The organism is Stenotrophomonas sp. Y-13, from assembly GCF_046267925.1.
Taxonomy (GTDB): Bacteria; Pseudomonadota; Gammaproteobacteria; order Xanthomonadales; family Xanthomonadaceae; genus Stenotrophomonas; species Stenotrophomonas acidaminiphila_A.
The window spans coordinates 3,122,776-3,146,952 of record NZ_CP176501.1 but is presented as its reverse complement, the minus strand read 5'-3'; the positions used below and the strand labels follow the sequence as shown (position 1 = coordinate 3,146,952).

Annotated in this window: 23 protein-coding genes and 1 pseudogene; 12 read left to right on the top strand and 12 right to left on the bottom strand. The window is 67.6% G+C overall.

Annotation, left to right across the window (positions count from 1 at the left end; genetic code table 11):
• Positions 1–90 precede the first annotated feature (90 nt).
• Positions 91–534, bottom strand: a complete 444-nt coding sequence (trxC, locus tag ACJ7VY_RS14195) for a thioredoxin TrxC (protein WP_293760961.1) — start codon at positions 532–534, stop codon at positions 91–93.
• Between the two features lie 304 nt (positions 535–838).
• Here trxC and ACJ7VY_RS14190 point away from each other — a divergent pair, with 304 nt between their 5' ends.
• From ACJ7VY_RS14190 to ACJ7VY_RS14175, 4 genes are all read left to right on the top strand, one after another.
• The gene (locus ACJ7VY_RS14190) at positions 839–1,912 is read left to right on the top strand and encodes a 3-deoxy-7-phosphoheptulonate synthase (RefSeq protein ID WP_313248683.1); all 1,074 of its coding nucleotides are present in this window, start codon (positions 839–841) and stop codon (positions 1,910–1,912) included.
• A 148-nt stretch (positions 1,913–2,060) separates the two neighbouring features.
• Positions 2,061–2,504, top strand: coding sequence for a hypothetical protein (locus ACJ7VY_RS14185; RefSeq protein ID WP_161615507.1), 444 nt, complete (start codon positions 2,061–2,063; stop codon positions 2,502–2,504).
• 18 nt (positions 2,505–2,522) lie between these two features.
• Positions 2,523–2,783 (top strand): GIY-YIG nuclease family protein, encoded by a 261-nt coding sequence (locus tag ACJ7VY_RS14180; protein ID WP_104939689.1) that lies wholly within the window; start codon positions 2,523–2,525, stop codon positions 2,781–2,783.
• 133 nt (positions 2,784–2,916) lie between these two features.
• Positions 2,917–3,255, top strand: a complete 339-nt coding sequence (locus ACJ7VY_RS14175) for a YegP family protein (RefSeq protein ID WP_240212351.1) — start codon at positions 2,917–2,919, stop codon at positions 3,253–3,255.
• Between the two features lie 69 nt (positions 3,256–3,324).
• Here ACJ7VY_RS14175 and ACJ7VY_RS14170 read toward each other — a convergent pair whose 3' ends face one another.
• From ACJ7VY_RS14170 to ACJ7VY_RS14160, 3 genes are all read right to left on the bottom strand, one after another.
• Positions 3,325–4,839 carry an acetyl-CoA hydrolase/transferase family protein gene (locus ACJ7VY_RS14170; RefSeq protein ID WP_104939687.1) on the bottom strand — a complete coding sequence of 505 codons (1,515 nt, stop codon included), beginning with the start codon at positions 4,837–4,839 and terminating at the stop codon, positions 3,325–3,327.
• A 303-nt stretch (positions 4,840–5,142) separates the two neighbouring features.
• On the bottom strand, positions 5,143–5,553 hold the full coding sequence (locus ACJ7VY_RS14165) for a TA system VapC family ribonuclease toxin (protein WP_409475887.1): 411 nt from the start codon (positions 5,551–5,553) through the stop codon (positions 5,143–5,145).
• The gene (locus ACJ7VY_RS14160; RefSeq protein WP_321989388.1) at positions 5,550–5,822 is read right to left on the bottom strand and encodes a hypothetical protein; all 273 of its coding nucleotides are present in this window, start codon (positions 5,820–5,822) and stop codon (positions 5,550–5,552) included. Before ACJ7VY_RS14160 ends, ACJ7VY_RS14165 begins: the two co-directional genes overlap by 4 nt.
• A 92-nt stretch (positions 5,823–5,914) precedes the next feature.
• Here ACJ7VY_RS14160 and glnE point away from each other — a divergent pair, with 92 nt between their 5' ends.
• Positions 5,915–8,719, top strand: a complete 2,805-nt coding sequence (gene glnE / locus ACJ7VY_RS14155) for a bifunctional [glutamate--ammonia ligase]-adenylyl-L-tyrosine phosphorylase/[glutamate--ammonia-ligase] adenylyltransferase (RefSeq protein WP_409475886.1) — start codon at positions 5,915–5,917, stop codon at positions 8,717–8,719.
• An 89-nt stretch (positions 8,720–8,808) separates the two neighbouring features.
• Here the strand turns inward: glnE and ACJ7VY_RS14150 are convergent, their stop codons facing one another.
• The 4 genes from ACJ7VY_RS14150 to ACJ7VY_RS14135 all read right to left on the bottom strand — a co-directional run bounded on the left by ACJ7VY_RS14150 (position 8,809) and on the right by ACJ7VY_RS14135 (position 11,921).
• Entirely contained in the window at positions 8,809–9,363 is a 555-nt protein-coding gene (locus tag ACJ7VY_RS14150; protein WP_409475885.1) for a queuosine precursor transporter, read from the bottom strand.
• Between the two features lie 162 nt (positions 9,364–9,525).
• Entirely contained in the window at positions 9,526–10,044 is a 519-nt protein-coding gene (locus ACJ7VY_RS14145) for a hypothetical protein (RefSeq protein WP_313254836.1), read from the bottom strand.
• A 16-nt stretch (positions 10,045–10,060) separates the two neighbouring features.
• A complete protein-coding gene (locus tag ACJ7VY_RS14140) occupies positions 10,061–10,909 on the bottom strand; it encodes a DUF2145 domain-containing protein (protein WP_409475884.1) in 849 nt (282 codons plus the stop codon).
• Positions 10,910–10,946: 37 nt separating this feature from the next.
• Positions 10,947–11,921 carry a mitochondrial fission ELM1 family protein gene (locus ACJ7VY_RS14135; protein WP_409475883.1) on the bottom strand — a complete coding sequence of 325 codons (975 nt, stop codon included), beginning with the start codon at positions 11,919–11,921 and terminating at the stop codon, positions 10,947–10,949.
• A 130-nt stretch (positions 11,922–12,051) separates the two neighbouring features.
• Between ACJ7VY_RS14135 and ACJ7VY_RS14130 the strand changes: the two genes are divergently transcribed.
• Positions 12,052–12,642 carry a malonic semialdehyde reductase gene (locus tag ACJ7VY_RS14130; RefSeq protein ID WP_054667717.1) on the top strand — a complete coding sequence of 197 codons (591 nt, stop codon included), beginning with the start codon at positions 12,052–12,054 and terminating at the stop codon, positions 12,640–12,642.
• Between the two features lie 85 nt (positions 12,643–12,727).
• Positions 12,728–13,420, top strand: coding sequence for a YceI family protein (locus ACJ7VY_RS14125; protein ID WP_312345740.1), 693 nt, complete (start codon positions 12,728–12,730; stop codon positions 13,418–13,420).
• A gap of 86 nt (positions 13,421–13,506) precedes the next feature.
• Here the strand turns inward: ACJ7VY_RS14125 and ACJ7VY_RS14120 are convergent, their stop codons facing one another.
• The 4 genes from ACJ7VY_RS14120 to ACJ7VY_RS14105 all read right to left on the bottom strand — a co-directional run bounded on the left by ACJ7VY_RS14120 (position 13,507) and on the right by ACJ7VY_RS14105 (position 15,790).
• A complete protein-coding gene (locus tag ACJ7VY_RS14120) occupies positions 13,507–13,908 on the bottom strand; it encodes a hypothetical protein (protein ID WP_054667716.1) in 402 nt (133 codons plus the stop codon).
• 117 nt (positions 13,909–14,025) lie between these two features.
• The gene (locus ACJ7VY_RS14115; RefSeq protein ID WP_293760988.1) at positions 14,026–14,337 is read right to left on the bottom strand and encodes an I78 family peptidase inhibitor; all 312 of its coding nucleotides are present in this window, start codon (positions 14,335–14,337) and stop codon (positions 14,026–14,028) included.
• A gap of 70 nt (positions 14,338–14,407) precedes the next feature.
• On the bottom strand, positions 14,408–15,199 hold the full coding sequence (locus ACJ7VY_RS14110) for a siderophore-interacting protein (RefSeq protein ID WP_409475882.1): 792 nt from the start codon (positions 15,197–15,199) through the stop codon (positions 14,408–14,410).
• A gap of 84 nt (positions 15,200–15,283) precedes the next feature.
• The gene (locus ACJ7VY_RS14105) at positions 15,284–15,790 is read right to left on the bottom strand and encodes a PadR family transcriptional regulator (protein ID WP_161615409.1); all 507 of its coding nucleotides are present in this window, start codon (positions 15,788–15,790) and stop codon (positions 15,284–15,286) included.
• A gap of 1,075 nt (positions 15,791–16,865) precedes the next feature.
• Here ACJ7VY_RS14105 and aceE point away from each other — a divergent pair.
• From aceE to ACJ7VY_RS14080, 5 genes and pseudogenes are all read left to right on the top strand, one after another.
• Positions 16,866–19,553, top strand: a complete 2,688-nt coding sequence (gene aceE / locus ACJ7VY_RS14100) for a pyruvate dehydrogenase (acetyl-transferring), homodimeric type (protein ID WP_409475881.1) — start codon at positions 16,866–16,868, stop codon at positions 19,551–19,553.
• A 57-nt stretch (positions 19,554–19,610) separates the two neighbouring features.
• A complete protein-coding gene (locus ACJ7VY_RS14095) occupies positions 19,611–21,890 on the top strand; it encodes an NACHT domain-containing protein (protein WP_409475880.1) in 2,280 nt (759 codons plus the stop codon).
• Positions 21,891–22,268: 378 nt separating this feature from the next.
• Positions 22,269–22,541 carry an XAC0095 family protein gene (locus ACJ7VY_RS14090; RefSeq protein WP_409475879.1) on the top strand — a complete coding sequence of 91 codons (273 nt, stop codon included), beginning with the start codon at positions 22,269–22,271 and terminating at the stop codon, positions 22,539–22,541.
• Positions 22,538–22,894 (top strand): SymE family type I addiction module toxin, encoded by a 357-nt coding sequence (locus tag ACJ7VY_RS14085; protein WP_082394158.1) that lies wholly within the window; start codon positions 22,538–22,540, stop codon positions 22,892–22,894. The genes ACJ7VY_RS14090 and ACJ7VY_RS14085 overlap by 4 nt, the downstream gene beginning before the upstream one ends.
• Before the next feature lie 1,021 nt (positions 22,895–23,915).
• A pseudogene (locus ACJ7VY_RS14080) lies at positions 23,916–24,095 on the top strand (SymE family type I addiction module toxin); the annotation flags it as partial.
• Positions 24,096–24,177 lie beyond the last annotated feature (82 nt).

Here is a 24,177-nt window from a genome sequence, read left to right as displayed (position 1 = left end):
GGGCTCGCCCCGCACCGGGCTTTCGCGGTGAAGCTTCATGCGGGGCAAGCCCCGCATCTACGGTATGCGGGTTGTTTCGATGCCGGGCGCTCACCGCAACTGCGCGCGCACCCACTGCACGATCGCGCCGGCCGGCATCGCCCCGGACTGGCGCGCCAGCTCGCGGCCGCCGTGCAGCAGCACCAGCGTGGGGATGCTGCGGATGCCGAAGCGCGCCGCCAGCGCCGGCTCGGCCTCGGTGTCGAGCTTGCCCAGGCGCACCTGCGGCTCCAGCTGCGCGGCCGCCCTGGCGAACTCCGGCGCCATCTGCCGGCAGGGGCCGCACCAGGCCGCCCAGAAGTCGACCAGCAGCGGCAGCTGCGAGCGCTGCGCGTGGGCCTCGAAGGCGGCGGCGTCGAGCACCACCGGCGTGGCGGCGAACAGCGGCCGGTGGCAGCGTCCGCACGCGGGCGACTGCGCCAGCCGTGCGGCCGGCAGGCGGTTGATGGCGTTGCAGTGCGGGCAGGCGACCTGCAGCAGGGTGTCGGTGGTCATGGCCGGGCCTCGCCGGGCATCGGGGGGAAGACGCACAAGTATCGCGCCCCGGGGGTGAATCGCGGTTGCGGTTGAAACTGTCGCATCGCACAAAAAACCGTGTTATCAATGCTGCCCATGAACGCAACCCGCGCCAGCTTTTACTTCTGGTACTACTTTCCGAAGCCGCTGGCGGAGGAAGGACTGCGCTCACCCTGAAGAAACTTTCAGACGCATTCCCGAAAAGCCGCCAGCGAACCTGGCGGCTTTTTTCATGCCGCCTTCCGCTGGGGCCCCCACCACGCTTGACACCGGAGACCCCGCAATGCCCCCCCACACCGACGACCTTCGCATCCGCCGGCTCGATCCGCTGACCCCGCCGGCGCACCTGATCTCGCTGCTGCCCTGCGACGAACAGGCCTCGCAGACGGTGGCCGACGCCCGCGCCGCGCTGCACCGCATCCTGCATGGCCATGACGACCGCCTGGCGGTGGTGGTCGGGCCGTGCTCGATCCACGACCCGGTGGCGGCGATGGACTACGCCCAGCACCTGCGCCCGCTGCGCGACGCGCTTGGCGGCGAACTCGAAATCGTCATGCGCGTGTACTTCGAGAAGCCGCGCACCACCGTCGGCTGGAAGGGGCTGATCAACGACCCGGACCTGGACGGCAGCTTCAACATCAACAAGGGCCTGCGGGTGGCGCGCGGCCTGCTGCGCGACATCAACCGGCTGGGCCTGCCGGCCGGCGTGGAGTTCCTCGACGTGATCTCGCCGCAGTACATCGCCGACCTGGTGGCCTGGGGCGCGATCGGCGCGCGCACCACCGAAAGCCAGGTGCACCGCGAGCTGGCCTCCGGGCTGTCGTGCCCGGTGGGCTTCAAGAACGGCACCACCGGCGACGTCAAGATCGCCGCCGATGCGGTGGGCGCGGCCTCGCATCCGCACCATTTCCTGTCGGTCACCAAGGAGGGCGGCACCGCCATCGTCGCCACCCGCGGCAACCCCGACTGCCACGTCATCCTGCGCGGCGGCAAGCTGCCCAACTTCGACGCGGCCAGCGTGCAGGCGGCCAGCGAGGTGCTGGCCAGGGCGCAGCTGCCGGCGCGGTTGATGATCGACGCCAGCCATGCCAACAGCAGCAAGAAGCCGGAGAACCAGCCGCAGGTGATCGCGGACATCGCCGCGCAGCTGGAAGCGGGCGAATCGCGCGTGGTCGGGGTCATGGTCGAGAGCCACCTGGTCGCCGGCCGCCAGGACCTGGTCGACGGCCAGCCATTGGTCTACGGCCAGAGCATCACCGACGGCTGCATCGGCTGGGACAGCACCGTGCAGGTGCTCGAGCGCCTGGCCGAGGCGGTGCGGGTGCGCCGCCGCGCGCGGCTGGAGGCGGCCGCCTGAGCGGATGTGACGCCTGCACTGGCAACGGCCGGCCGCTCCAAGTAGCTTACCCGGCGGGAGGCGCCAGGCCTCCCGCCTGCTGTGTGGAACAGGACGCGCCGCGTCCGGCAGGAAGCCGATCAATCACCGTACCAGGGAGAAGGAAGTGATGCGTACCCTCAGTTGCACCGTCGCGATGGCATTGATGCTGGTGCCGGCACTGGCCATGGCCAAAAAGCCGGTCCAGGACTCGGGCAGTGGCTGCCTGCAGAATCTGTCGGTGACCGGCGGCTTCACCACCGGCAAGCAGTTCCTGGCCGCGACCGAACACGAAGGCGTCAGCTACGCCGAAGCCTTCCGCAAGACCGTCGCCGCGATCGAGGCCGAGGGCATGGTGTCGGTGTCGCCGAACGAGCGCACCGGCTACATCGCCGCCGAGAACCCGGTGCGCGGTGGCGGCGGTTCCACCGTGCCGCTGCGCACCACCGTGCGCCGCCAGGACGACGGCAGCATCCGCGTGGAAGTGCGTTTCAGCATCAAGGGCGGGCAGATGACCTCGAACAAGGCCGTGGGCGAGGGCATGTGCAAGATCGCCGACGCCGCCAGCCTGTAAGCCGCGTACGGGGGCAACGTGGCCGGCGGCGCCTGGTTCCTGTACCTGCTGGAGTGCAGCGGCGGCAGTTACTACGCCGGCATCACCACCGACGTGCAGGCGCGCTTCCAGGCGCATGCGGCCGGCAAGGGCGCGCGCTACACCCGCGCGCACCCGCCGCTGCGCGTGCTGGGTGTCCGCCAGTACGCCGACCGCGCCGCCGCGTCGCGCGCGGAGTGGCAGCTGAAGCGGCAACCACGCGACCGCAAGCTGGCCTGGCTCGAACACGGCGGCCGATAAGGGTAGATTCGGGCCTGGCCGTGGGGCTTTGCGCGGCCACAGCGGCCCGCTTGCGGCGGGCCTCCGGCCGGAGCGGGGCGGCGGCGGTGCCGCGGCGTCGCGCGCCGGCGACTCCAGCAGCGGGGGAAACCTGATGAAGGGTTGGTTCGAGTTGCATCGCAGCAGTGACGGCCAGTTCCACTTCGTGCTCAAGGCCGGCAATGCCGAAGTCATCCTGGGCAGCGAGCGCTACACCACGCGCGCGGCCGCGGAGAACGGCATCGCCTCGGTACGCGCCAACTGTGCCGATGACGCGCGCTACGCGCGCAGGACGGCCAGCGACGGCCGTTACCATTTCAACCTCACGGCGGCCAACCACCAGGTGATCGGCAGCAGCCAGCTGTATGCATCGCAGGCCGCGCGCGAAGCCGGCATCAGCAGCGTCAAGGCCAACGGCCAGGCCACGACGGTCAAGGACCAGACCGGCGGCTGAGCCGGGCCCGCCCGTAAACGCATGAAGCCCGGGATTCCCGGGCTTCATGCGGTGCGGCAAATGCGGGCCTCAGGCCTTCATCGTGCCGGTGTCCAGCCAGCGCTGGTGCCAGGACAGCGCCTCCGGCAGCAGGTGCGGGGTGTGCTTGCCGTAGCTGTCGCGACAGGCACGCTCGAAATAATCGCTGAGCTGGTCGCGGAACTCCGGGTGCACGCAGTTGGCGATCAGCGTCCGTGCGCGGGCCCGCGGCGGCAGCCCGCGCAGGTCGGCCAGGCCCTGCTCGGTGACCACCACCGCCACGTCGTGCTCGGTGTGGTCGACATGGCTGACCATCGGCACGATCGAGGAAATGCTGCCGTTCTTGGCGGTGGACGGGCTCAGGAAGATCGACAGGAAGCCGTTGCGCGCGAAGTCGCCCGAGCCGCCGATGCCGTTCATGATGCTGCTGCCCATGACATGGGTGGAATTGATGTTGCCGTAGATGTCGGCCTCGATCATGCCGTTCATGCCGATGCAGCCCAGCCGGCGCACCAGCTCCGGGTGGTTGGACACTTCCTGCGAGCGCATGATGATGCGCTGCCGGTAGAAGTCGATGTTGCGCATGAACTCCTCGGTGGCCACCGGGCTCAGCGCGAAGCCGGTGCACGAGGCATAGCGCAGCACGCCGGTGCGCAGCAGCTCGAGCATGCCGTCCTGGATCACCTCGGTGAAGGCTTCCAGGTCGCGGAAGCCGCTGCTGGCCAGCCCCGCCAGCACCGCATTGGGAATGTTGCCCACGCCCGACTGCAGCGGCAGCAGGTTGGCCGGCAGGCGGCCGCGCGCCACTTCATGCTTGAGGAACTCGATCAGGTGCCCGGCGATGCGCTGGCTGTCGGCATCGGGCGGGTTGAACGGGCTGTTGCGGTCCGGCGCGTGGGTCAGCACCACCGCGGCGATCTTGTCCGGGTCGCAGCGCAGCGTGGTCTGGCCGATGCGGTCGTCGCCGCGCACCAGCGGGATCGGCTTGCGGTGCGGCGGCAGCGCGGTGCCGTAATAGACGTCGTGCATGCCGTCCATGCCCAGCGGCTGCCACGCGTTGACCTCGATGATCACCTTCTTGGCCAGGTCCAGCCAGGTCTTGTTGTTGCCCACCGAGGTGGACGGCACCAGCGAGCCGTCGGCGTGGATCGCCGAGACCTCGACCACCGCGGTGTCGATTTCGTTGTAGAAGCCGAACCACACGTGCTGGGCGACGTGCGACAGGTGGATGTCCAGGTAGTCCAGCTTGCCGGCGTTGATGCGCTTGCGTGCGTCCGGGTCGCTCTGGAACGGCATGCGCATGGCGATGCCATCGACCTTGGCCAGCGCGCCGTCCAGCTCCGGTGCGGTCGAGGCGCCGGTCAGCAGGTTGATGCGGAACTCCTCGCCGCGCGCGTGCGCCTGTTCGATGCGCTGGGCCAGGCACTGCGGCACCGCCTTGGGGTAACCGGAACCGGTGAAACCGCTCATCGCGACGGTTTCGCCCGGCTGGATCAGGCTGGCGGCGTGTTCGGCGGAGACGACCCGTTCGCGCAGGCGCGGGTCCAGGATGCGTTCTACAGACATGGAAACGACGTTGGCTCGTGGGGATGGCCGATTATCCCGGATGGCGGCCACCGGCGGTGTTCTACCTTCGTGGGATGGCATTCGCCCGGCGATGCGGGGGCGGCGGGGCCGGCCACGGGCCGTTTCCGGGGCCTTGCCGGTGCCGGCGGCTTTTTTGCACTGCAGCGTGCAACTTGTACGCCGACCCCGCAGGATCGCCCTGCATCCCGACGTGGGGGAGGGAGCAAAGCCCGCTGGCAGTTCGCTGCCAGCGGGCTTTTTATTTGTGGTCTCCCGGTGCCGTGCCCGGTGCCGCGGTCGGCCTTACAACTGCACCAGGTGCTCGGGCCGCGCGCCCGCTACCGCACTCAGCGCAATGTGCCGGTTGAAGGTCACCAGCCGCCCGCCGTGGTGCACCGCGAGCGCGAGCAGGTACAGATCGGTCAACTGTCGCGGACTGTGGATGTAGCCATGCTGGAAATGCGTGCGATCCAGCACGCTGATGGCGTCCGGCCAGAACGCATGGAAGCGCGTGGACGTGGAACGCGCCAGCATGCTCACCAGGCTGCCCAGCGGTTGCGGCTTGGCGTATCCGGGCTGGGACATGATGCGCAGGCAACCGTTCTGGGTAAGCGGACAACTGGCCCAGCCATGCGCGATATGCGTGCGCAGCCAGGCCGAGGCAGGGTGATGGTGGACGTGGTCGCTGTCGTGCAGTGCGATCAGCACGTTCACGTCGAGCAACGCACGCATCGGATGCCCTCTTCGTCGCGCAGGCGGTCGATGAGTTCATTGCTGACCACCACGCCGCGTGGCGGCAGCGGATGAATGCCGTAATCGGCCAGGGGTTCGGCCACGCCGGTCGTGCCCCAGGGGGCATCGGACTGGGCGAACGCCCGCCGCGCCAGTTCGCTGATCACCTGGCCGAGTGGCTTCTTCTCGCGGCGTGCCAGCTCCTTGGCGGCAAACAGCACGTCGTCGGCGATGTCGAGGGTGGTGCGCATGAGGCTCTCCCTGATGCGTGATGCTGCCACATCACCTGTTCAGGAGCCTCCGCTCCCGCGGGGCAGGCGCCCGGCAATGCCAGAATGGGCCCATGACCTTGCCGATTTCCGACCCGCCCCCGCCCGTGGCCGCCCTGCTCGACCGCGCCATCGCCCGCCTCAGGCTCGCTGCGCCAGACCCGGCGCACTGGCCGCAGGCCCCTGACGTCGAGGCCGGCCTGCGCCGGCTGGCGCTGGCCAGCGATTTCGCCATCGACACCCTGTGCCGGCAGCCGGAGCTGCTGGCGCAGCTGGCCGTCGACGCGCCGCTGCCGCTGCCCGTGCTCGACCCGCTGCAGCCCAGCGCCTGGCCGGTGCAGCTGCGCCGCTACCGCGCCGCCGCCTCCACCCGGCTGGTCTGGCGCGACGTGAACGGGCTGGACGACGTCGACGCCACCCTGCGCGGCGCCACCGCCCTGGCCGAGGACTGCCTGCAGCTGGCGCTGGCCGCGCTGGAGCAGGAGTTCGCCCAGCGCCACGGCGTGGTCCGCGCCGACGACGGCAGCGCACAGCGGCTGGTGGTGTTCGGGCTGGGCAAGCTGGGCGGCGGCGAACTCAATTTCTCCTCCGACATCGACCTGGTCTATGCCTACCCGCAGGCGGGCGAGTCCGACGGCGCGCGGCCGCTGGCGGCCGAGGAATACTTCGCGCGGCTGGGCCAGCGCCTGGCGCGGCTGCTGGACGAAACCACCGCCGACGGCTTCTGCCACCGCGTCGACCTGCGCCTGCGCCCGTTCGGCAGCGCCGGGCGGGTGGCGCTGTCCTTTGCCGGCATGGACCAGTACTTCCAGCGCGAGGGCCGCGACTGGGAGCGCTATGCGTGGATCAAGGCACGCGCGGTGGCCGGCGACATCGCCGCCGGCGAGGCCTGGCTGGAAACCCTGCGCCCGTTCGTCTACCGCCGCTACCTGGACTTCACCGCGCTCGACGGCCTGCGCGAGATGAAAGCCGCGATCACCGCCGAAGTCGCACGCAGCGACCGCTTCGACGACATCAAGCGCGGCCCCGGCGGCATCCGCGAGATCGAGTTCCTCGCCCAGGCGCTGCAGCTGATCCGCGGTGGCCGCGAACCGGCGCTGCGCGAACGGCGGCTGCTGCCGGCGCTGCAGGCGCTGGTGGAATCCGGGCAGATGGACGCGGCCGATGGCGCCGCGCTGGCCCACGCCTACCGCTTCCTGCGCCGGCTGGAGAACCGCCTGCAGATGCTGCGCGACGCGCAGACCCACCGCCTGCCGGCCGATGCCGACGACCGCCTGCGCATCGCGCTGGGCCTGGGTCATGCCGGCTGGGACCAACTGCTGGTGGCGCTGGACCAGCAGCGCCAATGCGTGGCCACCGAATTCGCCGCGCTGCTGGCGCCACGCCGCGGCCAGGCCGCGCCCGACGCGCTGTCCAGCTACTGGCGGGTGCTGCCCGGTGGCGGCGACGCCGAGGTGCTGGCCGCGGCCGGCTTCGCCGACGCCGCCGGCGCCGACCAGTCGCTGCGCGAGTTCGCGCAGTCGCTCGGGGTGAAATCGCTGTCCGACGCCGCGCGCGCGCGCCTGGACCGGGTGCTGCCGGCATTGCTGCACGCGGCCACCCGTTCGCCGCAGCCCGACGCCGCGCTGCGCCGCGTGCTCGGCCTGCTGCAGGCGATCCTGCGCCGCACCAGCTACCTGGCGCTGCTGGACGAACAACCCAGCGCGCTCACCCGGCTGGTCAACGTGCTGGCGCGCAGCGCGCTGCTGTCCGAACGCCTGGTGGCGTTCCCGCTGCTGCTGGACGAACTGCTGGACACGCGCGTGGCCGGGCCGCTGCCGGGGGCGCAGGAAATGCGCGACGCGTGCGCCGCGGCACTGGCCATCGACGACCCGGAAGCCGCGCTGCGCGCGCTCAACGAGGTACGCCTGGCGCTGAGCTTCCGCATGGCGCTGGCCTTCCACGATGGCCGCCAGCGCGCGGTGGACTGCACCCGGCAGCTGGCGCAGCTGGCCGACGCCGTGGTCGACACCGTGCTGGCCATGGCGCACGCCGACCTGGTCGCCGCGCACGGCCAGGTGCCCGGCGGGCGCTTCGCCATCATCGGCTACGGCAGCCTGGGCGGGCTGGAGCTGGGCTTCGGGTCCGACCTGGACCTGGTGTTCCTGTACGACCACCCGCCCGCGGCCGAGGAAAGCGACGGCCGGCGCCCGCTGGAAAGCAGCCGCTGGTTCGCGCGCCTGGCGCAGAAAGTGATGGCGCTGCTGTCGGCGGTCACCGCCGCCGGGCGCCTGTACGACATCGACGTGCGCCTGCGTCCGGACGGCGGCAAGGGCGCGCTGGTGTCCTCGCTGGCCAGCTACACCGAATACCAGCGCGAGCGCGCCTGGACCTGGGAACACCAGGCGCTGGTGCGCGCCCGCGGCGTGGCCGGCGACGCGGCCCTGCTGGCCGCGTTCGAGCAGGTGCGCGGCAGCACGCTGGGCCGCACCCGCGACCCCGGCACCCTGTTCGACGACGTGTTGAAGATGCGCGCGCGCATGCGCGCCGAACTGGACCGCAGCGATGCCGCGCGGCTGGACCTCAAGCAGGGCGCCGGCGGCCTGGTGGACCTGGAGTTCCTGCTGCAGACCGGCGTGCTGGCCGGCGCGGCGAGCGCCCCGGCGCTGTGCGGGCCGCGCGAAACCCCACGCCTGATCGACGCGCTGGCCACCAGCGGCTGGCTGCCGCCGGCCACCGCCACGGCCCTGCACGACGCCCACGCCACTCTGCTCGATGCCGGCCTGTCGTGCACCCTGGACCGGCGCCCGCGCATCACCGTGCCCACCCCGGGCATCGAAAGCGCGTGCGCGGCGATCACCGCCGCGGCGGTGGCGCAGGGCCTGCCGTTCGAAGCGTAGGCGCCGGGCTCGCCCGGCACGGGGCTTCACCGGCAAAGTCACACGCCGGGGGCAAGCCCCGCCGCCGTGAAACACGCCGCCGCGGCGCCTTACATCCGCGCCGGGGCCATCTTCCACAGCAGTGCGCGGAACGGCACCAGCAGGCACAGGCCGAGGCCCAGCTTGACCAGCCAGTCGCCCACCGCCCAGCTCACCCACGGCAGCGGCGCGCCGGCGAAGGCGATGGTCCAGAAGATCGCCGTGTCCAGGGTCGCGCTGCAGCTGGTGGCCACCGCCGGCGCGCGCCACCAGTTGCCGCGGCGCAGCCGGTCGAACACGGTGATGTCCAGCAGCTGCGCGCAGATGAAGGCCATGCACGAGGCGACCGCGATGCGTGGCGTGGCGATCCACACCGACAGCAGCACCGCCACCGCGAACCCGGCCCAGGCCACGCGCCGCGCCGCCTGCGGGCCGAAGCGGCGGTTGATCAGGTTGCTCACCAGGAACGCCACCGGGTAGCTGAAGGCGCCCCAGGTCAGCCAGTCGTTGATCGGGTACTGCACCAGCACGTTCGAGCCCAGCACCACCGCGCCCATGGCCAGCACGGCCAGCAGCAGCGACAGCGGAGTGAGCGGGGCGAAACGGATCGGCGGAGTCGGGGGCATGGCAGCAGGCAGGCAACGGACGGCAACGCCAGGGAGCGTGGCCGCCGGCGGGCGGGAAAAAGTGGGGGGGCGGTGCCGGAGCAGGCAGGCAACAACGGGCCGGCATTGTACCGGCCGCCGGCTTTACCGCCCTTCACCCGCTGCCGGTGGCCGGGTACGGGCCTACAGCGTGGCGCTGTGGCTGTCGTCGGCCGCCTCGATGGTCGGCACGAAGGTCAGCACCGCGCCGTCCTCGGCGCGCAGCATCCAGCCGCTGCCGCGCGGGCTGGGGGTGAAGGCCACGGTCTGGCCGGGCACGAAATTGGCGGCCGGGTTGTCCTCGCGCTGCGGCCACTGCAGGCGCGCGCTGTTTGCCGGGTCGCGCGGGTCCACCAGGGTCACGCTGCGGCCGCCATCGGCGGTCGGTGCGATCGCCTTGACCTGCATGTCCGGCAGCGGCCCGGCACTGATCCGGCGGCGGCCGTCGCTTCGGGCGTCCGCCGTCCTGGACAGCTCGCTGGCGCGGTTCACGCCCGCCGCCGACAGGAACACCGGCCCGGAGACCACCATCACCGCGCTGCCGCTGACCAGCAGCACCGAGACGTCAGAGGTGTTCAGGTTGTCGCCGGCGCGTGCCGGGGCAGTGGGCAGCAGCAGGGCCAGGGCGAAGGTCAGGGCGGCAGCGGCGGGCAAGGGCTTCATGGGGGCGTTCCTGGGGTCACGGGGAAGAAGGGGCGGGCGCGGCGGCCGCGTCGCCCTGGTGGGGAATGCTCAGCTCGCGCTCCAGCGCGCCACGGTGGTGCAGGAAATCGAACACCGACTCCACCGTCACCACCGAATAGTTGCCGGAAAGGCGCTCGCTGGCCGGGTGGTCGGTGACCGCCACGTTGTCGGCGAACAGGCGCGCGCCCAGCCGCTTGCCCAGGCCGATGTGCAGCCGCGCGGGGCGGTAGTCGTTGCGCTGCAGCCAGTCGCGGGTCGCGCTGCGCCCGTCCAGCACGCGGCCCTCACCGGCGCGCGCCATCGCCGCGGCCAGCACCTCCAGCACCCACTGGTTGGAGTTCTGGTAGTCGCTGCTGCCGGGGTAGGCCAGCATGCTGTAGCGCGGCTGGTGCAGGGCACGCGCCGGCGCGGCATCGCCGTCCAGCAACTGCGCCAGCGCCGCGCGTACCGCGGCGCTGGGAATGCCCACGCGCAGGTCGGTACGGATGGCGCTTTCGCCCACCAGGTTCACCAGCCCCTCGCGGTACAGCGCCGAGGTACCGCCCTGGCAGCGGTTGAGCAGGTGCAGTACCTCCCAGCGGCCGGCGGCGTCGCGGCGCAGGAACGCCAGGTGGCTGTGGCGCAGCCCATACCGGCTCAGGTCCTGGCCGCCGCGCGCGACAATGGCCACGTCCACCCCGGGCAGGGCGTCCAGGGTGTCGGCGGTGAGCGCGGCCATGTCGAACATCGCCGCCATCGTGGTGGGCGGCGGGTAGCGCGGGGCGCAGGCCGGCGGCTGCGCCAGCGCAGCCGGCGCCAGCGTGGCCAGGCCCAGCGCCAGCAGGGCGGGAAGATGGCGGTTCATCGGCGGCGCATCCTTGCAGGGGGCACGTAAGAAAGAGTTACAGGCCAAGCCGCGCCTTCACCTCGGCGGCGATGCGCGGGGTTTCGCGCAGCGGTTCGATCGGCTGCCGCGGATCGGCCTGCAGCGCGTCCAGCCCGTCCAGCAGGCGCCCGCGCGCGCGCAGCGCGGCCTGGAACCGGCGCATCCGCGCCTGCGCGCGCTGGCCCAGCAGCACGCCCACCGGAACCCGCGTGGCACACGCCTCGGACAGCAGGTTCACCGAATCGGGCGTGCACACCACCCGGTCGGCCCAGCCCAGCAGGCCGGCATACGGGTTGCTGCCGTCGCCGCCGTCGCTCCAGATCACCCCGGGCACGTCGTCGAACGCGCGCAGCAGCGCCTGGGTCACCGGCCGCGGCGTGCGCCGCGAGGTGGTGGCCAGCACGCTGCCGCCTTCGGCGCGGATGCGCGCGGCCAGTTCGCGCAGCACCGGCACGATCTCCGCCTGCTGCCACGGCGCATGGTCGGTGGGGCCGCCCACCAGCAGCGCGGTGCGCGGACCGGGCAACTGCTCGAAGCTGGCGAACGCGGCGCGGCCGCAGGCCAGCCAGTCGTCGGTCACCGGGTTCAGGCTGCCCAGCAGGGTCAGCACGTTGCCGCCGCGCAGGCGGTCATGCTCTGGCACCACCACCAGGTCCCAGTGGCGGGCATTGATGCGCGGGTCCAGGATCTGCACCGTGCGCGTGCCACGCGCGCCGAGCACCCGCAGCGCGCCGGCGGCCTGGCGGCCGCAGCCGATCGCCAGCGCCGGCGCCGGCCCGGTGGCCAGGCGTTCGAACGTTTCGCCAAAGCCGCGCGCGGCGCCGGGCAGGGTGCGCGGCGCCAGCCAGCGCCACGGCGCGCCCGGTGCCAGCTGCAGCCGCTGCTGGCCGCCCAGGCGCAGCGCCGACGCCAACGCCACGGCCTGGCGCACGTTGCCGGCGCGGCCGTCGGTGATCGTCCAGGGAAGCGTCGATCGTTTCGCGTGTGGCATTAATTCGTTTCAGTCAGGCCGGGTGTTGCAACAGTCACGACGCCCTACACTGCGGCCTCTGCTGCGCTGGCATTGTCCGGGGCTTGCCCGTACAAGGCCACGACCGTAGCCAATCCATCACGGAGTTTCCATGTCTGATGTTCTTGCCGATGCCGCGCTCGACCAGCTGTTCCGCACCGCGCGCACCCAGAATGCCTTCCAGGACCGCCCGGTCGAGGACAGCCAGCTGCGCGCGCTGTACGACCTGCTGAAGTGGGGCCCGACCGCGGCCAACTCCACGCCGGCGCGCTTCGTGTTCGTCAAGTCCGCCGAAGCCAAGCAGAAGCTGGCCCCGGCGCTGTCCGAAGGCAACCTGGCCAAGACCCTGGCCGCGCCGGTCACGGTGATCGTCGGCTACGACGAGGACTTCCACGAAAAGCTGCCGTACCTGTTCCCGCACACCGACGCCAAGTCCTGGTTCGACGGCCCGCGCGAAGGCCGCCACGAGGCCGCCTTCCGCAACGGCAGCCTGCAGGGCGCCTACCTGATGCTGGCCGCGCGCGCGCTGGGGCTGGACGCCGGCCCCATGTCCGGCTTCGACAACGCCAAGGTCGACGCCGCGTTCTTCGCCGGCACCGCCATCAAGTCCAACTTCCTCGTCAACCTGGGCTATGGCGATCCGTCCGGCGTGTTCCCGCGCCTGCCGCGCCTGTCCTTCGACGAAGCCGCGCGTATCGTTTGACCGCTCCACCCGGCGCCGTGACACGCGCGCCGGCATGCTGAAAAGACCGTTCCCGCCTTCCCATTCCGCATCCCAGGAGACACCCATGTCCACCGTCACCAAGCTGCTGCTCCCGCTGGCCCTGGCCGCCGCCATCAGCGCCTGCTCCAAGCCGGCCGACACCGCTGCCCCGGCCGCCCCGGCCGACACCACCGCCGCTGCCCCGGCCGAAGCCGCCGCCGCCCCGGCCGCGCCCGAAGTCGCCCCGATCCAGGTCGCTTCCGGTACCTACAAGCTCGACCCGACCCACACCGACGTGCTGGTGCAGTGGACCCACATGGGCTTCTCCAACCCCAGCGCGCACTTCGGCAACGTTGACGGCACCCTGGTCTACGACGCCGCCGACGTCAGCAAGTCCAGCGTGGAAGTGACCCTGCCGCTGTCGGGCCTGAACGCCTTCACCGCCAAGTTCGACGAACACCTGCGCAGCGCCGATTTCTTCGACGCCGCCAAGTTCCCGACCGCCACCTTCAAGAGCACCAAGGTCGAAGCGGCCGGCACCAACAAGCTCACCGTCACCGGCGACCTGACCGTCAAGGGCACCACCAAGCCGGTCACCCTGGACGTCACCATCAACGGCGCCGGTGAACACCCGATGCTGAAGCTGCCGTCGGTCGGCTTCGACGCCACCACCACGCTCAAGCGCAGCGACTTCGGCGTGGGCGCCTACGCCCCGGCCGTGAGCGACGAGGTCAAGGTGCGCATCACCACCGAAGCCTCGATCCCGAAGGCCGAATAAGCCGCCGGGCACCTGGCCCGCACGCAGTACGCACAAGGCCCGCCAATGGCGGGCCTTGTGCTTTTCATCGCGGCCGCGCCGGTGGCTCAGCGCAGTGCCTGTAGCCACGCCAGCACCGCCTCGCTGGGCGACTGCTTCGGCTTCAGCGCCAGCCCGCTGGCCTGCACGAAGGTCTGCGCCACCTGCGCCAGCCGCTGCCGCGCGATCAGCATTACCTGCTTTGCGGCCGCCTGCTGCTTGCGCAGCTGCACGATATGGATCGACGGCCGCCCGGCCGGCGCGTACTTCTGGTCGCGGCGCAGCACGTCGGCCACCTGCGCCACCTCGTGCTCGGCCTGCAGCAGCTGCTGCTGCGCCTGCACCAGCGCCCGCAGCGGCGCGCGCAGCGCCTGCGGCTGCGCAAACCCGGCCAGCAGCGTGTCGCACTGGCCATCGTCGGCCACGCGTGCCTGCAGGGTATCCATCACCGCCATCGTCAGCTTGCCCACGTTGCCGCCTGTTCCGTCATGACCGGGCGCGATTGTCGCATCGCCCATGTGCAAAAGGCCCGCCGGGGGCGGGCCTTTGCTCGTTCGTCGTTCGTCGCGGGTCGTGCCGCGCGGCGCCTATTCGCAGCGCACCGCGGTGATGGTGTTGCCCGCGTCCAGGTACACCCGCAGCCGGTCCTGGCGGATATCGCGGCTGACGATGGTGGCCGGGCCGATCGGGTTCAGCAGCCCGGCGCCGCTTTCCTGCTTCAGGCGGCGGATGTTCGCCTCGTTGCCGGGCTGGCCTACCGCCCACTGCGACCGTGAGGCATCGCAGCGGCCGTCGCCGGCCACCGTGGGGCCGGGGGTGGACAGGCAGCCACCCAGGCCGGCGGCGAGCAGCACGGCGGTGGCGGGAACAAGCAGCAGGTTCAGCGGGCGCGGGGTCATGGCAGGCAACCGGATCAACTGCCCGCAGCATAGCAGCGGGCGTCCGCGCCGGCGTCGTGGCGCGGGCGGCTCAGTCGGCATCGCCGGGGTGCGCCTTCCAGTACCCGGTGGCGCGGATCCAGTCGGCCGGCACCTGCAGGTGCCCGGCAAAGAACTGCCGCATCGCCCGCGCGCGCCGCGATTCCAGCGCGATCCAGTAGAACGCATCGCCGTCGGGCACTTCGAAATCCACCAGCGCGTCCTCCAGCAGGGTGCTGCTGGCCGCGTCCACGCCATTGCGCTCCAGCCACGACACCCGCACCTGCGCGGCGCTGGGCAGCGGCTGCCGGTCGGCCTCCTCGGGAATCTCGACCAGCACCTCGGCCTGCGCGTGTGCCGGCAGTTCCGCCAGGCGCCGGGCAATGGCCGGCAGCGCGGTCTCGTCGCCAATCAGCACATACGCGTCGTAGTCGTCGGCCACCTGGAATGAACCGCGCGGCCCGGCCACCACCAGCGCATCGCCCGGCTGCGCGCGCAGCGCCCAGCCCGACGCCACGCCATGGCCGTGCAGCACGAAATCCAGCACCAGCTCACCGGCCGCGGCGTCGTGCAGGCGCGGGGTGTAATCGCGGCTGGGCGAGGGCACCAGCCCGTCCGGGTAGCGCGGGCCCTGCGCGGTCAGCTCCGGCAGCACGAACGCGCCCTGCGCATTGGGGAAGAACAGCTTGACGTGGTCGTCCGGCCCCGGGCTTTCAAAGCCTTCCAGCTCGGCGCCGCCCACCACGATGCGCTGCATGTGCGGGGTCAGGCGCTCGCTGCGCAGTACCTGCAGCTGGCGGAAACGCGGGGTGAGGCGAAGGGTGCGGTTTTCGTGCAATGACATGGGCATTCCTGGGGGTCGGTGGGCGCAGTGCGCCGGGGTGACCTGGCGGGAGGCGTCTGGCTCGGTCGTGGGGAAACAGAAAGATCAGGCGTCGGCGTCGCCCTGGCGTACCAGCGCCGCGGCCTGTTCCAGCAGCGCGGCCACGCGCCCGGCATCGACGTCCTGCCAGCGGCCGCCGCGCAGCACCAGCGCCTTCTTGAGCCGGTGCATCGCCTCGCGTACCGGCGGCGGCAGGTTGGCCTTGGTGATGGCGCGCGCGCTGTGGCGGGCGCGCAGCTGCGCCGCTTCCACCTCGGCCTGCCGCAGCTTCAGCTGCGCCTGGCCGAGGGCGGTAATGCGGTAGCGCCGGCGGCCGCCGTCTTCCTCGGCCACCACCCAGCGCTGCTTCTCGAAATCGGCCAGCAGCGGGTACACCGAGCCGGCACTGGGCGCATACACGTGCATGAACATCTCACCGACCTGCTGGATCAGCTCATACCCATGCCGCGGCGCCTGCCCCAGCAGCGACAGCAGCAGCAGGCGCAGGTCGCCACGGCCGAGCGGGCGCGCGTTGGGGCGTTTACGGGCGGTGGGCGGCGGCGCAGACGGCATGATTTCGATATATCGAATTTGGTCGTGACGATATATCGAAAACCACGCCGTCGCAAACCGGCCACCCCAGCCAGCGCCTGGCCGCATCGCATCGCCCGCCGCATTCACGGAGCAAGGAGGCGCAAACGCCCGTAGGTGCCGGGCTTGCCCGGCACGGGGCCTCACCGGGAAAGCCCCATGCGGGGCAAGCCCCGCATCTACGGTGCCGGGCTCCCCGCGCGGCAAGCGCCGCATTCACGGGCCAAGAGAGCGGGCAGAGGCCCCAGTAGGTGCCGGGCTCGCCCGGCACGGGCTTCGCCGGGAAAGCCCCATGCGGGGCAAGCCCCGCATCCACGAAATGCGCGGCTCCCCACGCGGCAAGCGCCGCATTCACGGGGCAAGAGAGCGGGCAAACGCCCCCGTAGGTGCCGGGCTCGCCCGGCACGGGCTTCGCCGGGAAAGCCCCATGCGGGGCAAGCCCCGCATCCACGAAATGCGCGGTTCCCTGCGCGGCAAGCGCCGCATTCACGGAGCAAGGGGGCGCAAACGCCCCTGTAGGTGCCGGGCTTGCCCGGCACGGGGCTTCGCCGGGAAGGCCCCATGCGGGGCAAGCCCCGCATCTACGAAATGCGCGGCTCCCTGCATGGCAAGCGCCGCATTCACGGGATATGAGAGCGGTCAATCGCCCCCGTAGGTGCCGGGCTTGCCCGGCACGGGGCTTCGCCGGGAAGGCCGCATGCGGGGCAAGCCCCGCATCCACGAAATGCGGGCCCCTGCTGGAAAGCCCCGCATCCATGGGGAACACGCTGTTCCGTGGCGCTGCGTGTCGCCACGGGCGCCTGGCCGGGCACTGCCTCAACGCGGGCGCGCGGCCGCTCCACGCGCAACGCGCCGCAACAAGGCGCACAGGGCGTTGCACCTGTCCGCCGCTGTCCCGCGGGCGGCCAACGCACTGTCGCGCGTTGTCCGCCAGACACCGCTGCCGGCACGCCCATACGCAGGCGTAGCCAGCTTCGCAGGCGGGCGGGTGCGCTACACTTTGCGGCTCAAAACTACTGAACAAGCGCGCGCGTGCGTGCCGTACCTGGGAGCGCCAATGAACTGGTTGAATGAAGTGCTGCACAACGACCCGAACCCCCTGGAAACCCAGGAGTGGATCGAGTCGTTGAAGGCCGTTATCGATGTCGAGGGCCCCGAGCGCGCGCATCAGTTGCTGGAAGGCATGGTTGAGCTGACCCGTCGTTCGGGCGCGTTCCTGCCGTTCTCCCCCACCACCGAATACGTCAACACCATCGAGCCGCAGCTGGAGGCCAAGAGCCCCGGCAATGCCGAGCTGGAATGGCGCATCCGTTCCATCATCCGCTGGAACGCCATGGCCACCGTGGTGCGCGCCAACCGCAAGCCGGGCGACCTGGGCGGCCACATTGCCTCCTTCGCCTCCGGCGCCACGCTGTATGACGTGGGCTTCAACCACTTCTGGCGCGCCCCCAGCGACAACCACCCCGGCGACCTGCTGTTCATCCAGGGCCACAGCGCCCCGGGCATCTACGCCCGCGCCTTCCTGGAAGGCCGCATCAACGAGCAGCAGCTGGACAAGTTCCGCATGGAAGTGGACGGCGGCGGCCTGTCGTCCTACCCGCACCCGTGGCTGATGCCGGACTTCTGGCAGACCCCCACCGTGTCCATGGGCCTGGGCCCGCTGGCGGCCATCTACCAGGCGCAGTTCATGCGCTACCTGGAGAACCGCGGCCTGATCGAGAAGTCCGACCGCAAGGTGTGGTGCTTCATCGGCGACGGCGAGAGCGACGAGCCCGAAACCCTGGGCGCCATTGCCCTGGCCGGCCGCGAAGGCCTGGACAACCTGATCTTCGTGGTCAACTGCAACCTGCAGCGCCTGGACGGCCCGGTGCGCGGCAACGGCAAGATCATCCAGGAACTGGAAGGCGTGTTCCGCGGCGGCGGCTGGAACGTCATCAAGCTGCTGTGGGGCTCCTACTGGGATCCGCTCCTGGCCAAGGACACCAACGGCGTCCTCAAGAAGCTGATGATGGAAACCGTCGACGGCGAATACCAGAACTGCAAGGCCTTCGGCGGCGCGTACACGCGTGAGCATTTCTTCGGCAAGTACCCGGAAACCGCCGCCATGGTGGCCAGCCTGTCCGACGACGACATCTGGCGCCTGAACCGCGGCGGCCATGACCCGCACAAGGTGTACGCCGCCTACCACCAGGCGGTGAACACCAAGGGCATGCCCACCGTCATCCTGGCCAAGACGGTCAAGGGCTACGGCATGGGCAGCGCCGGCGAGGCGCTCAACCCCACCCACCAGACCAAGAAGCTGGACGACGAAGCGGTGCGCCACTTCCGCGACCGCTTCAACATCCCGGTCACCGACGAACAGCTCAAGGACGGCCAGGTGCCGTTCTACCACCCGGGCCCGGATTCGCCGGAAGTGCAGTACCTGCAGGAGCGCCGCGCCGCGCTCGGCGGCTACCTGCCGCAGCGCCGCCGCAAGGCCGACAAGTCGTTCAACGCGCCCAAGCTGGAAACCTACGAGCGCCTGCTCAAGGATTCGGGCGAGCGCACCTATTCCACCACCATGGCCTTCGTGCAGACGCTGAACATCAGCCTGCGCGACAAGGAACTGGGCCCGCGCCTGGTGCCCATCGTCGCCGACGAAGCCCGCACCTTCGGCATGGAAGGCCTGTTCCGCCAGATCGGCATCTACGCCCCCTACGGCCAGAAGTACAAGCCGGTGGACGCCGACCAGCTCATGTACTACCGCGAAGACCAGAGCGGCCAGGTGCTGCAGCAGGGCATCAGCGAGCCGGGCGCCATCGCCTCGTGGATGGCCGCCGGCACCAGCTACTCGGTCAGCAACGTGCCGATGCTGCCGTTCTACATCTACTACTCGATGTTCGGCTTCCAGCGCGTGGGCGACCTGGCCTGGCAGGCCGCGGACATGCGTACCCGCGGCTTCCTGCTGGGCGGCACCGCCGGCCGCACCACGCTCAACGGCGAAGGCCTGCAGCACGAAGACGGCTTCAGCCACATCGTGGCCGGCGGCATTCCCAACGTGCGCAGCTACGACCCCACCTTCGGCTACGAAGTCACGGTGATCCTGCAGCATGGCACCAAGGCCATGATGGAAGACCAGGTCGACGAGTACTACTACATCACCCTGATGAACGAAAACTACACCCACCCGGCCATGCCGGAAGGTGCAGCCGACGGCATCATCAAGGGCATGTACCTGCTCACCGACGCCGGCAAGCCCAAGAAGGGCGAACTGCGCGTGCAGCTGCTGGGCAGCGGCACCATCCTGCGCGAAGCCATTGCCGCGGCCGAGCTGCTGGACAAGGACTTCGGCGTCACCGCCGACATCTGGTCCTGCCCCAGCTTCAACGAACTGCGCCGCGACGGCTTCGACGCCGAGCGCTGGAACCGCCTCCACCCGGAAGCCGAACAGCGCAAGCCCTACGTCACCCAGCTGCTGGAAGGCCGCCAGGGCCCGGCCATCGCCGCAACGGACTACGTGCGCGCCTACGCCGACCAGATCCGCGCCTTCGTGCCGATGACCTACTCGGTACTGGGCACGGACGGCTTCGGCCGCTCCGACACCCGCGCCAACCTGCGCCGCTTCTTCGAGGTTGATCGTTATTACATCGCGCACGCGGCGATTGCAGCATTGGCGAAGGACGGCAAGATGACCGCGAAGGACGTGGCCCGGGCGATCAAGCAGTACAACATCGATCCGGAGAAGGCGAACCCTGTTGGGGTTTGATTTGAAGTTTAAGAAGGGCGGCTGAAAGGCCGCCTTTTTTTATGCCAAGGAGTGCAGATGACTACTATGCCTGTTGACCGGTTGGGGAAGATAAACTCGCTGAGTGATGAGGTGCGGCAACTTCATCCTGTCCTGAGGGTCCTTTTCCCTCGGCTGCCCAACATATTGAGCGTTGAGTACCGCCAAGGTCCAAGGGAAATGGGGGCGGATTTTGTTCTTGAAAAGACCGATGCCACACTTTTAACCACGGAGTATATCGGTGTCATCGTAAAAACAGGGAAGATTAAGCAAGATCATTCTGAGATTGATCGGCAGATTGAAGAGTGTGAGCTTGAAAGGACTTTTGGGAGCGGGAAGAAGAAAGTCCATATCTCAGAGATCTGGGTCGTTTCAAATGACTCCATATCTCAGGGTGCTCAGGATAAAATAAATCATAAGTATAAAAATAAAAGCATCAAATTTATTCCTGGCGAGAGGCTTTTGGAGCTCATAAACAAGTTCTATGAAGAGTACTGGACGGATGTTTCGGTAGGCATTGGTGACTACTTCCGTCGCCTTGAGGCTTCTACAAAATCGCTTTCTCTCGTTTCACCTGAAATAGGCACATCTTCAGAGATTAAGGTGGAGCGGCAATTGGTGGAGTACCTTGGTGCTTCAGATTACCAGCGTCGACAGCGCAAATTACGCCGCTTTAGCATGCAGGGTGTGCTCGATCAAGGCCGATATACACTTATTGAAGCCTCAATGGGCGCGGGTAAATCCACGTTGTTGGCCGATGCGGCGCTTAGTATGGCTTGCGCGGATCATTATAATTCTTGTGGCGCCATACCAATTTTTAGAACCGTTAAGGATGTTGTCGATTCTTATGGCTGTAATGTAGAGAAATTGGTCAACGACGTTTTGGATGAGCTGGATCTGGAGGGCGTGGCTTGTGTTGTCTTCTTGGATGGTCTGGACGAGCTTAAGATTGACGCAGAGGAGCAAATATCTGTTCTAAAAAATCTAAAGGAGTCGATTTCGAGCCTTGAAAGTGTGTCGATGGTTGTTTCGTCACGACCATTGGCTGTTGAGCATGACCAGGTTTTAAATAAAGAGTTCAATAGATACTCTTTGCCGCCATTTACCATCAAGCAAGTTATTGCACTGGTTGATTCTATATGTAAGAGCCAAGGGGTTCATTCCCGTCTTACGAAAGATCTAGAGAAATCAAAATTGTTCAAGGTTCTGCCCAAGACGCCCATATCTGCGATCTTGCTGGCTAAACTCTTGAAAGAAAATGTGCATGAAATCCCTTCCACTATGACCGAACTCTATGGAAAGTATATGGAATTGGTTATGGGGCGCTGGGATATGAGTAAGGGGCTTCAGTCGCAAACGGAATATGAGGTGCTTCAGAGTGTCACGATCCAACTTGCTCGTTACATATTGGATAATTCGCTAGATGCTCTTTCCGTTGCTGAAGCCCGTCAGATGTTTACGGATTATATAGGCTCTAGGAATTTAAAAATTTGCCCTGATGAGACATTTAATAAGCTCATTTCTCGCGCAGAGGTCTTCAATCTCTCGCCTGATGGTGGGGTTATGTCTTTTAGGCATAGGACATTCGCGGAGTTTTTCTATGCGTCGGGAATGGATAGGCAGCCCTTAAAGGGGCTTGATCTCGACGTCTTTCGGCAATATTGGTCGACCGTATATTTTTTCTATTTCGGGCTAAAGAAGGACTCTTCCGAGCTCGTAAGTCAGCTAATGGCTCTAAGTTCGCTTGATGAGGATATTAGAATTGGGCGAATGTTGGCGGTGCCAAATTTGCTTCTTGCTGCGTACTTGACTCCATACGGAGACATTACAAGGGCCGTATCGAAATACCTTGATGAAATTGTCGGCATGTATATGTCGATTATTTCGGGTGGAAGTCCAAATTCTGTTTTTGTGAATTTTTCAAAGCTTGAGCTCTGTTGCATATTTACTAAGGTTGTTTCGACCTCTCTTGGGTATGATTTCTTTCTGAGGGCTTTGAGGGAATGTGCAGAGGATACATATAGTAGTCCGTCGCTAGATAAGGAATATGGAATGTCACGTTTGTTCTTTATCAACAGTGCATTGGCTTCTATTGGGTATCAACATGCGTATGCGGAGCTTTTGGATAACTACAGTAGTGAGCTGCCCGTTCAGTTGAGAATTGGTATTGTTGAGCACTCTCGCGAGGTTGGTTTTCAGACAGATTTGGTGGTTAGGTATTCCAAGCATCTCGAGAAGAGGATTAGGAGTGAGCGTGGTATGAATAATCTTGTGAAGGAAACTATTAAGCCTATTTCTGAACTGCTCAGGTTGAAGTAGACGAGCGCGTGATGGGAAGGGGTATGGCGGTTGATTGTCGGATGTGTGGTCCTTGTCGAATTTGTGTAGACGTCAATGTAGGATTTTTCCTCACTCTGTACACTCTGGGCGCATCGCTGTTGACAATGCTCCAAAGCCGTATCACTCTCGCCCTCAAGGAGCGTCGAAACTCCTCGTACAGCGGTACCCACCTCCGTCAAACCGGTGGGTTTTTTGTGCCTGATCTTGGCGCAAGCCGACGCGATGCCTGCGTCGGGAGGGCGGCTAATACAACACCCTTCGGGGAAATACGCCCGCCGTCTGTACGCGGTTTCGAACCTCCCGACATCCCGTCGCCTTCGGGCGGCGGTACTTGGTGTATTCCAGGAGGGCGTTGCCATGTACACCGCACCATCCCCGCCGGCCCCCGCGCCGGGCTACCTGTTGCCCGAGGGCGCGCACGCCCTGCTGCTTGAAGTGGGTGACGTCATGCAGCGGCTGGCCGCACTGGCGGCCACCGAGCAGGGCAACCACGATCTCACCGCGCATCTGCTGTGCCAGCCCGGCGTGCTGGCGCAATGCCTGCGCAGCCTGTCCGCCCGCATCAATGTCGCACTGCGCGAATGCAACGGCGCGGCCCAGTCCGCGTGCGACGCGCAGGAGGCCCCATGAGCCGCCGCCGCGCCCCCGCCACCTCGCGCGTCAATCGCCCGGCCCGCCGCGATACACGCACATTGGCGCAAACGCTACTCGACGCCTTGCCGCCCCTGCCGCCGCCCGACCTGCAACCCGATCCACTCCCCACCCGTCGCGGCCGCCTGAGCGCACCCCGCCGCCCACGCCAGCCCCGCCAGTGCACCGTCAGCTGCACGTACTACCCCGGCGCCCACGGCCACGGCGGCGACCAGCCCGTCCCGCACCTGCGCCTGAGCGGCCTGTGGCTGGAGCAGTTGGGCTTCGCCATCGGCGCGAAGGTGCGCATCACCGCGCAGGAGGGGCGGCTGGTGATTGAGTTGCCGGCGTGATCAGCGGTGTGCCGGGGTGGAGGGGCGGCGCCATCCACCTGGCCACGCGGATTGGTGAGCCATGGGCGGTCAACTGACGACCTTGTCCGCACAAGGAATGCCGCCGCCGGTAGGCTGGGCCCCAGGTGGACCTTTCCGGATGACGAGACCCGGTGGGCGGCGATATAGCAACTGAAACCCGCTACAGCCAACGCATGAATATCGCGCCCTACTGCAGAAGGTGCTATCTCGAAAGCTTCGTTCTGCGTAATGATGCTTCCAATGGCGCGGGTCTCGTTGGCGGCCGTTACCTGAAGCAGATGCGTTGTTCTGGCCGGGAATGCACGTAAGCCCGGTCACGGCAGCCAAATGCAAAGGCGCCCTCGAGGCACCGAAGAGAAATGCTCGGCGTTTGAGAGACGGAGGCGGCAATGCGTTTGCGCTACATCGCTTTCATGGCTCTGCTTTGCAGCCCGCTGCTTGCATGGGCGCAGACAGCGCATGAACTTCGTGAGTGGGAAGCCATCAAGGCTAGAGCATTCGAGCGCCTACCTGGCACCGTGCTTTCGTACGCGAGCTCAATCGGCTGCAACGTCTCGTTCAATCCAAACAACATAGTGCGTTGGAAGGAGGAACCTGGGGTGAGGTACATAGCCTTGGTCAGGCTCGACGTGGGCTGTTCCGGCGGTTCCAGAAGTTGGAGGTCGATAGTTCTGGGCATACGGCAAGGAGCAAATGCAGCGCTGCTCATCCATCCAGACTATTCCCTGCCAACGCTCACTTCGAACGCGTTCCCGCAGATGATCGACTCCATTTCGGCTACATCGCACGGCGTCCGGTTTGCGGGGCGTGTCCCGCAAGGGAATGACAGCGCGAACAGTCCGTCAAGGCGTGTAGAAGGAACCATCGGGTGGAACGGAAAGGGGTGGGACGTTCGGCGCTGATAAAGGCCCGCTCTTACCCAGAGTAGCCAGAAGCCACCAGCGATCGGCGCGCTGTCCATTCTCCATCAGCGCAATACACGGCCGCCTGAGCGCGCCGCCGCCGCCCACGCCAGCCCCGCCAGTGCACCGTCAGCTGCGTGCACTAACCCGGCGCCCACGGCCAGGGCGGCGACCAGTCCGTCCCGCACCTGCGCCTGAGCGGCGTGTGGCTGGAGCAGCTGGGATTCGCCACCGACGCCAAGCTGCGCATTACTGCGCAGGAGGGGGCTGGTGACTGAGCTTCCGGCATAACTTAGGGGCGTGTCTTTCAACCAAGATGACCCGGACCTAGCAGCCGATAGCAAAAGGCATATCTCAACA